General features: G+C 69.4%; 10 protein-coding genes and 1 tRNA gene. 7 read left to right on the forward strand and 4 right to left on the reverse strand.

Translation table 11 applies throughout. From position 1 onward, the window contains the following. Positions 1 to 195 precede the first annotated feature (195 nt). On the forward strand, positions 196 to 840 hold the full coding sequence (locus CCN51_RS39710) for a hypothetical protein (protein WP_014177830.1): 645 nt from the start codon (positions 196 to 198) through the stop codon (positions 838 to 840). 43 nt (positions 841 to 883) lie between these two features. Here the strand turns inward: CCN51_RS39710 and CCN51_RS39715 are convergent. Continuing rightward, a tRNA-Met gene (locus tag CCN51_RS39715) sits at positions 884 to 957 on the reverse strand. Positions 958 to 1191: 234 nt separating this feature from the next. Between CCN51_RS39715 and CCN51_RS39720 the strand changes: the two genes are divergently transcribed. After that, entirely contained in the window at positions 1192 to 1818 is a 627-nt protein-coding gene (locus tag CCN51_RS39720; RefSeq protein WP_043490787.1) for a hypothetical protein, read from the forward strand. A gap of 84 nt (positions 1819 to 1902) precedes the next feature. Here CCN51_RS39720 and CCN51_RS39725 read toward each other — a convergent pair whose 3' ends face one another. Further along, entirely contained in the window at positions 1903 to 2871 is a 969-nt protein-coding gene (locus tag CCN51_RS39725) for a quinone oxidoreductase family protein (protein ID WP_014177832.1), read from the reverse strand. A gap of 147 nt (positions 2872 to 3018) precedes the next feature. Here CCN51_RS39725 and CCN51_RS39730 point away from each other — a divergent pair, with 147 nt between their 5' ends. Both CCN51_RS39730 and CCN51_RS39735 read left to right on the forward strand, forming a co-directional pair. Then, positions 3019 to 3642 carry a TetR/AcrR family transcriptional regulator gene (locus CCN51_RS39730; RefSeq protein ID WP_014177833.1) on the forward strand — a complete coding sequence of 208 codons (624 nt, stop codon included), beginning with the start codon at positions 3019 to 3021 and terminating at the stop codon, positions 3640 to 3642. 85 nt (positions 3643 to 3727) lie between these two features. Beyond that, the gene (locus CCN51_RS39735; RefSeq protein WP_014177834.1) at positions 3728 to 4369 is read left to right on the forward strand and encodes a cysteine hydrolase family protein; all 642 of its coding nucleotides are present in this window, start codon (positions 3728 to 3730) and stop codon (positions 4367 to 4369) included. Here the strand turns inward: CCN51_RS39735 and CCN51_RS39740 are convergent. After that, the gene (locus CCN51_RS39740) at positions 4313 to 4864 is read right to left on the reverse strand and encodes a class I SAM-dependent methyltransferase (RefSeq protein ID WP_078610546.1); all 552 of its coding nucleotides are present in this window, start codon (positions 4862 to 4864) and stop codon (positions 4313 to 4315) included. The two genes, CCN51_RS39735 and CCN51_RS39740, sit on opposite strands and share 57 nt — an antisense overlap. A gap of 35 nt (positions 4865 to 4899) precedes the next feature. On the opposite strand from CCN51_RS39740, the gene CCN51_RS39745 reads away from it, so the two are divergent. Then, on the forward strand, positions 4900 to 5469 hold the full coding sequence (locus CCN51_RS39745; protein ID WP_014177836.1) for a hypothetical protein: 570 nt from the start codon (positions 4900 to 4902) through the stop codon (positions 5467 to 5469). Positions 5470 to 5531: 62 nt separating this feature from the next. Here the strand turns inward: CCN51_RS39745 and CCN51_RS39750 are convergent, their stop codons facing one another. Next, positions 5532 to 6032, reverse strand: coding sequence for a hypothetical protein (locus CCN51_RS39750; RefSeq protein WP_014177837.1), 501 nt, complete (start codon positions 6030 to 6032; stop codon positions 5532 to 5534). Between CCN51_RS39750 and CCN51_RS60305 the strand changes: the two genes are divergently transcribed. Together CCN51_RS60305 and CCN51_RS39760 are read left to right on the forward strand one after the other, a co-directional pair. After that, the gene (locus tag CCN51_RS60305; RefSeq protein ID WP_158104739.1) at positions 6031 to 6183 is read left to right on the forward strand and encodes a BBE domain-containing protein; all 153 of its coding nucleotides are present in this window, start codon (positions 6031 to 6033) and stop codon (positions 6181 to 6183) included. The genes CCN51_RS39750 and CCN51_RS60305 overlap by 2 nt on opposite strands. Before the next feature lie 70 nt (positions 6184 to 6253). After that, positions 6254 to 6592, forward strand: a complete 339-nt coding sequence (locus tag CCN51_RS39760) for a hypothetical protein (RefSeq protein WP_014177838.1) — start codon at positions 6254 to 6256, stop codon at positions 6590 to 6592. Positions 6593 to 6682: the final 90 nt, after the last annotated feature.

The following is a 6682-nucleotide window of genomic DNA, read 5'->3' on the forward strand; positions in this document are numbered from 1 at the left end:
AGCAAGCCTGGGACGGGGCCGGACCCCGGGCGCCCGGGCGGCGCGTCACGGCCCCGTCCCAGGCTTGCTGCGGGTTGGTATCGGCACGCAAGACGTCTTTTGTCGCGACCATGATGATCTGCAATACAAGATCACCGCGTTCTTCTCGCTGACGAACCGCGGCCGGCAATCGACCACCGCAAAGGGACCGTCCACGTGCTCAACCGCTCCGCCCTACCCCGCCTCGCCGCCCTACCCCGCCTCGCCGCCCTCGCCTGCACGGCCGGCCTCGCCCTCCTCGCCATCGGCTGTGAGGACGACGCCGCCTCCGGGGAGGCAGGGCGCGGGCCGGGACCCGCGGCCTCAGCGGACGGGGCGCTGAACGGCGACGGCGGCAGGGCCCTCGCGCTCGGCAAGGCCACCGCGATCACATACAAGGGCGGCTCGGACAACGTCCGGGGCACCCTGAAGGTCGCGGCGGAAAGCGTGGTGAAGGGCTCCCGGGCGGATCTGCCCAAGGCCTCGCCCCAGGGCGCGGAGCGGCAACTCCAGCCGTACTACGTCACCATGACCTTCAAGAACATCGGCGACGCCTCCATCCACTACCCCTTCCTGAACACCCCCACCAGCCTGGAGGACAGCGGCGGCGCGTCCCAGGAAGTCCTGATCAGCGAGGACGACGGCGTGCAGCGGTGCACCGGCAAGGACCCCGACGACTTCGGGACAGGCGACACCGCGACCCTGTGCAAGGTCTTCCTGCTGCCCAGGGGCGCCACCCCGGCCACCGTCATCTACGCCACGGGAGACGGCACCGAGAGGCCGGTGTCCTGGAAGGTCCCGCAGTCGTCCGCTCGGTCCTGAACGGCCGAGAGCCCGGCACTGATGTGCCGGGCCCTCGTATGAGTAGCGGGGACAGGATTTGAACCTGCGACCTCTGGGTTATGAGCCCAGCGAGCTACCGAGCTGCTCCACCCCGCGTCGGTAGGTGTAACTCTACGTCATTCCGAGCGCCCAGGGAAATCCATTACCTCCCCGGTTACTTTGCAACGGCGTGGTCTCAGCCTCGCTTCGAGTGGATCATCACCTCTGGCCTGGGACTTTGTCGCGGTCATGATGGGTGCACAGCACAACGAGGGCCTGGCGTATCCGGCCCGCCACAACGACATCAGCTCAGACGAACTCAGACGATTTCAACTCAACGGGGACCGATTTATGCGTATCCGATCCACGCGCAACCGCACCGCCGTCGCCGTCCTGTGTGCGGCGGGCTTCGCCCTCGTCGCGACCGGCTGCAACGACAACCTCGCCCAGGACGGCGGCAGCACCGAAGCGCCCTCCAAGGCCCCGAAGAAGCCGTCCGCCTCCGCCAGCAAGGCGGTCGACTCGGACGCGGGCAAGACCCTCGCCCTCGGTGAGTCCACCCCGATCACATACAAGCGCTCGGACAAGACGGGCACCTTGAGGATCGCGGCGAAGAGCGTGGTGAAGGGCGCCCAGTCCGACCTGGACAAGGTGGCGCTCAACGCCGAGGAGCGGAAGCTGCAGCCGTACTACGTGACGATGAGCTTCGAGAACATCGGCAAGAACTCGATCCACTACCCCTTCCTGAACACCCCGACCCATCTGCGCGACAGCCGCGGCGAGGAGGCCAAGTCCCTCATCACCCTGGGCGGCGATGTCACCAAGTGCCCCGGCGAGGACCCGGACGACTTCAACGCGAACGACACCGCCACGCTCTGCAAGGTCTTCCTGCTGCCCTCGGGTGAGACGCCGTCGGTCGTCTCGTACACGGGCGACTTCGACAAGGAGCCGGTGTTCTGGAGGGCGAAGGAGGACTGACGGGCGCAGCAGCCCCGAACCCGCGGGAGGGCCGGCTCCGGACACCGGAACCGGCCCTCCCGCGTATCACGGGCACTGCGGATATCAGGGCACCATCAGCACCCGGCCGAGCTGAGCCCGCTCTTCGATCATCCGGTGGGCCGCGGCCGCCTCGGCGAGCGGGAATCGCGCGTGTACGACGGTGCGCAGCCGCCCCGCCGCGAAGTGGTCGGCGACCTCCGCCATGTCCTCGCGCGCCAGTTCGGGGCGGGCCGCCCGCCAGGCCAGCAGGGAGAACCCGGCCACCTGCTTCAGCGCGAACAACGCCATGACCCCGACCTCCCCCAGATCCCCGCTCGCCGCCCCGTACTCGACATCCCGGCCCAATGGGGCCAGCAGTTCGACGGTCTGATGCAGGATCGACCCGCCGACCGACCCCACGGCCAGGTCCACACCGCCCGGTACGGCCTTCCGTACCTGGTCCGGCCAGTCGTCGTCGGTGTAGTCGACGACGACATCGGCGCCCAGCTCCCGGACGAAGTCGAATTTGTCGGGTGAGCCCACGGTGGCCACGACCGTGCCCGCCCCCAGCACCCGCGCGAGCTGTACGGCGAGATGGCCGATGCCACCGGCGGCCGAGTGCACCAGCACGCTCTCACCCTCCGCGAGCCGCCCCAGGCGCAGCGCCCGCAGGGCCACCGGCGCCCCCATCGGCAGCATGCTGGCCGCCCCCGCATCAAGCCCCTCGGGCACCGGGGCCAGCCAGGCCGCGTCGGCGACGACCTGCTCCGCGAACGCGTCCTCGACGAGCGTCGCCACCCGCTCTCCCACCCGACCCTGCTCGACCCCGGGCCCCACGGCCTCGACCCTGCCCACCACGTCCCCGGTGACCGTGCCGGGCAGCGGCCACGTGAAGATCCCCTCTCCTCCGCGCCGGAACTTGGTGTCGACGAAGTTGGCGCCGATCGCCTCGACGCGGATGAGCACCTGTCCCTCACCCGGAGCGGGAGTGTCCGCTTCCTCGATCCGCAGCACCTCGGGACCGCCGTACTCGTAATAGCGCACACGTCGCATGCTGAAGCCCTCCCCAGAGAACTGGACTGCTGGTCAACTTATTCAGCATCGCGACCGTACTGGACCATCAGTCCAGTTGTCCACGCGGGACACGTGACACCATGCGGGACAGGCCGGAGACACGGCCGTGCGAGAGGAGAGGACTCAATGACCGGGGGCCGTCGTGAACGCGCCGACGCCGCACGGAACCGGCGGGCCATCCTGTGCGCGACCGAAGAACTGCTGGACCGGTACCGGCCCGAGCAGATCTCCATGGAGCAGGTCGCCGCCGCGGCGGGCGTCGGCAAAGGCACCGTCTTCCACCGATTCGGCAACCGCATGGGCCTCATGCGCGCTCTCATGGAGGAACGCGCCCTCACCCTCGGCGAGTCCGTCGCCACAGGCCCGCCACCCCTGGGCCCGGGCGCGCCCCCGCGCGAGCGCCTGCTGGCCTTCCTCGACGCCATGGTCGACGTCGTCACCCGTAACAAGGGCCTCATCGCCGCGCTCGACCACGCCATGACCACCGCCCCCAGGCCCGCCAAGCCCGCCGAGGACTCCCCGGCCGACCAGGACGCACACCCCGTCTACACCGCCTGGCACCGCCACATCAGCACGCTCATCGCCGAGGAACGCCCCGACCTGGACGCCGAGCTCCTGGCCCACATCCTCCTGAGCGCCCTGCACAGCGACCCGGTCCTGGCCCTCCTACGCCGGGGCGAAGGCCACCGCCTCACCGCGAGCCTCCACACCCTGACCACGGCCGCCCTGGACGCCCCGCCGCGCCCTTGACCCGCGCACCACGCCGATCCCCGAACGACGAGGCGCCGATCTCCTCCGATCCCCAATCCCCCCAACCCTCTGGGATAATCCCCGCATGACCGCTGCAGCGCCGCCCGCCCAGGCCCTGATCGTCGTAGATGTCCAGTCGGCCTTCGTCTCAGGTCCGGCCGCGGTGCCCGGCGCGCCGCGGCTGCTTGAGCGCGTCGAGGACCTGACAGCCAGGGCACGTACGGCGGGCGCGCTCGTCGTCCACCTCCAGAACGACGGACCGGCGGGCGCGGCCGACGAGCCGAAGACACCGGGCTGGGAGCTGCACCTGCCGGTCCGCGAAGGCCAACGGGAGGTCGTGATCCGCAAACCGGAGGACGACGGCTTCAAGGACACACCCCTCGGCGAACTGCTCACCGGCATGGGGATACAAGCCCTTGCCGTATGCGGGGTGATGTCCGAGATGTGCGTCAGCGCGACCGCGCGTACGGCGCTGGCGCTGGGATACCGCGTGGTCCTCCCGCACGACGCCCATGCGACGTACGACATCCCGGCGGCAGCGGGCATCAGCGATGTGGTTCCGGCCGCGATCGTGTCGCGGGTGGCCGAATGGGCATTGGGCGGCGAGGCCGAGATCGTCCCGCGCGCCGCCGATGTCGCGTTCGTACGCCCCGCGCGCGAGCGCGCAGCCTCACTGAGCCCGGTACACCAGCAGATACCGCCAGAACAGCAGCCGGCGCAGCGTTGACCCCGGTAGCAGACGGGCGGATTCGCGACGGGTCTCGGCGTACGTCAGCGGGGGCGGCCAGACCATCGGGATCTGCACGGACGGGGCGGGCGCGAGGGCCTTCCGTAACGTCAGCACGGAGTCGAACGGCATGTGGTGGAGGCTGGCGATGCATGAGATGAAGTCGTAACGCGCCTCGGGTAACTGCGCCTCGCGCACATCGACCTGCCGATACCAAGGACCACCCCCGGCCGCCCGCGCCGCCTCGACGACATGCGCGTCGGCGTCCATCCCCTCGACATCCAGCCCCCGCTCCGCGAGCGACCGCGCGAACCGCCCCGTACCGCACCCGACATCCAGCGCCGCTGGGAACCGAAACGGCTCACCCCCACCTCCATCCCCACCCCCGGCAGCCGGAACCCGTTGGGGCGCGGCCCGACCGGGTGACGCCGCGCGCGAACGGGTGATTCGGGTGGTTTTCCCGTTGTCGGGTGGAAGGAAAAAGGTGGCATTCATGCGCGAAAAAGACGCATGAGCACCTGGGAGGAAAGATGCCGATACACGCGAGCGCACTCGTGCGCGGCGGCGCCGTCCTGGCCACCGCCGCGGCGACCGTCGCCATGCTGGCCACCCCTGCCCAAACCACCGAAGCCGGAGCCCACGGCGGGGGAACAGGCGGCGGGAAGGAGGCCGAGACCAAGCAGATCGCGTCCTCGGTCCTGGACGCGGACGAGAACATCAAGTTCACCCTGACCGCGATCCGGTCCACCAAGGACCCGCTAAGGGCCTCCGTCCGTCTGAAGGCGTTCGTCCGGGAGCACGGCCAACTCGTACTGTCGGACGAGGTACGGGTCGGTGAGGTGGACGGCTGGTTCTGGTTCCCGGTCACCGGCCCGCACGCGATCTGCGAGTTCTCAACGGCAAGCACCAATCCCGCACCCATCACCACCAGCCTGCTGATCACCCCGGCGATCGGCTGCTCACCGCCCGAGCACTTCGAGCTGGAGGACGGCAAGTTCGAATCCGACGGCCACGGCACGCGGACCCCGCACGGCGGAGTACGCACCGGCGCCGGCGGCATGGCCGAACGACCCGCCGCCCACCTGAGCCAACGCCGCTGACCCAAGGTCCGGCTCGGCAGCTCGTTTCCCCCCGAGCCGGACCTCTTCCGCACCCGACCGGCTCAAAGCCTCGGGAAGGGCCGCAGATTCTCCATGGCCCACAACAACTTCTGTGCTGCTTCAGCCTCTTCCGGCCGCACGGATGAGGCAATGCCCTCGACGACCGGCCGTCCCGCACACACCGCTGCCCTGGCGGCCTTCTCCCAGCCGGGCTGTTCCTGGAAGCTCGTACTCTTCGGACCGCGCACCGCTGCGGCGGCGGAGTGCCATTGCCCGGTGCGGCAGATGCTCTCCAGCAGATCCAACAGCTCGGCCTTGCACGGCACATACGGAGCCCCGGCCAGTTCAAGAAGAAAAGGGACCGTCGCGGCCGTCGCCTCACCCACGACAAACCCCAAAGCACAGATGAGGTCGCCGAGTTCGTCGACCGCGAGACGAGCGGCGTCCTCACCTCCGTACGCAATCCGTGAGAGCAACGGCGGAATGCCGACGGCGGGCCTCTGCTGTGCGTCGCTCAGTTCCCCCCAGCGAACCCCCGAGACCCCTTTCAAGACACTTCCCATGCGCCGCCCCCCCTGTCATCGACCCCGTGACGACCGACTGCGCAAGATCAAGGCGAAGTACGACCCGCACAACGTCTTCCGACACTCTGCCGCAACTTCACCCACCCCGAAGGCCTCGGACGTTACTGGGACGTTAGTCGTACAGCGGTAGATCATCAGCGGCGGCCGACAGCCTTGTTCTCACGCACCTCAAGCACCACGTCGAGAGAACGGGGAAGAGCATGTCGCACCGCACCACCCTCCGCCACGCCCGCAAGGCCGCCGCCGCCATGTTGATCGCGGTCGCCGCGTTCGGCCTCACCGCCTGCCAGGACGGCGACACCAACGCCTCGTCCTCACCATCCGCCTCCGCGAGCGCCCCGCAGTCCCCCACGTTCACAGCCAAGCCCGCCCAGGACTCCACCAAGGGCTCCATCAAAGGCACTCCGTCGGGCACCCCCAAGAAGCCCGACACGAAGTGCACGGATCAGATCGACTACGCGGGGGACCCCAGGCCCAACGCCGACATCAACACCATCGGCGAGGAGACCGGCTACTGCCCGCCAGTCCAGCCTCAGTGACTTCTCGCAGCGACGCTGGTTCTTCCCCGAACTCGACCCGAGCGGCACCCCCGCACCCGCTTGACCGCACCCCCCCAGAGGCCCCTTCCG

It is taken from the genome of Streptomyces milbemycinicus (genome assembly GCF_002154605.1).
GTDB lineage: Bacteria > Actinomycetota > Actinomycetes > Streptomycetales > Streptomycetaceae > Streptomyces > Streptomyces milbemycinicus.

Coding starts and splice junctions, on each gene's coding strand:
- CCN51_RS39720 (WP_043490787.1), top strand. CDS start 1,192: ATGCGTATCCGATCCACGCGCAACCGCACCGCCGTCGCCGTCCTGTGT.
- CCN51_RS39725 (WP_014177832.1), bottom strand. CDS start 2,871: ATGCGACGTGTGCGCTATTACGAGTACGGCGGTCCCGAGGTGCTGCGG.
- CCN51_RS39730 (WP_014177833.1), top strand. CDS start 3,019: ATGACCGGGGGCCGTCGTGAACGCGCCGACGCCGCACGGAACCGGCGG.
- CCN51_RS39735 (WP_014177834.1), top strand. CDS start 3,728: ATGACCGCTGCAGCGCCGCCCGCCCAGGCCCTGATCGTCGTAGATGTC.
- CCN51_RS39740 (WP_078610546.1), bottom strand. CDS start 4,864: ATGAATGCCACCTTTTTCCTTCCACCCGACAACGGGAAAACCACCCGA.
- CCN51_RS39745 (WP_014177836.1), top strand. CDS start 4,900: ATGCCGATACACGCGAGCGCACTCGTGCGCGGCGGCGCCGTCCTGGCC.
- CCN51_RS60305 (WP_158104739.1), top strand. CDS start 6,031: ATGCGCCGCCCCCCCTGTCATCGACCCCGTGACGACCGACTGCGCAAG.
- CCN51_RS39750 (WP_014177837.1), bottom strand. CDS start 6,032: ATGGGAAGTGTCTTGAAAGGGGTCTCGGGGGTTCGCTGGGGGGAACTG.
- CCN51_RS39760 (WP_014177838.1), top strand. CDS start 6,254: ATGTCGCACCGCACCACCCTCCGCCACGCCCGCAAGGCCGCCGCCGCC.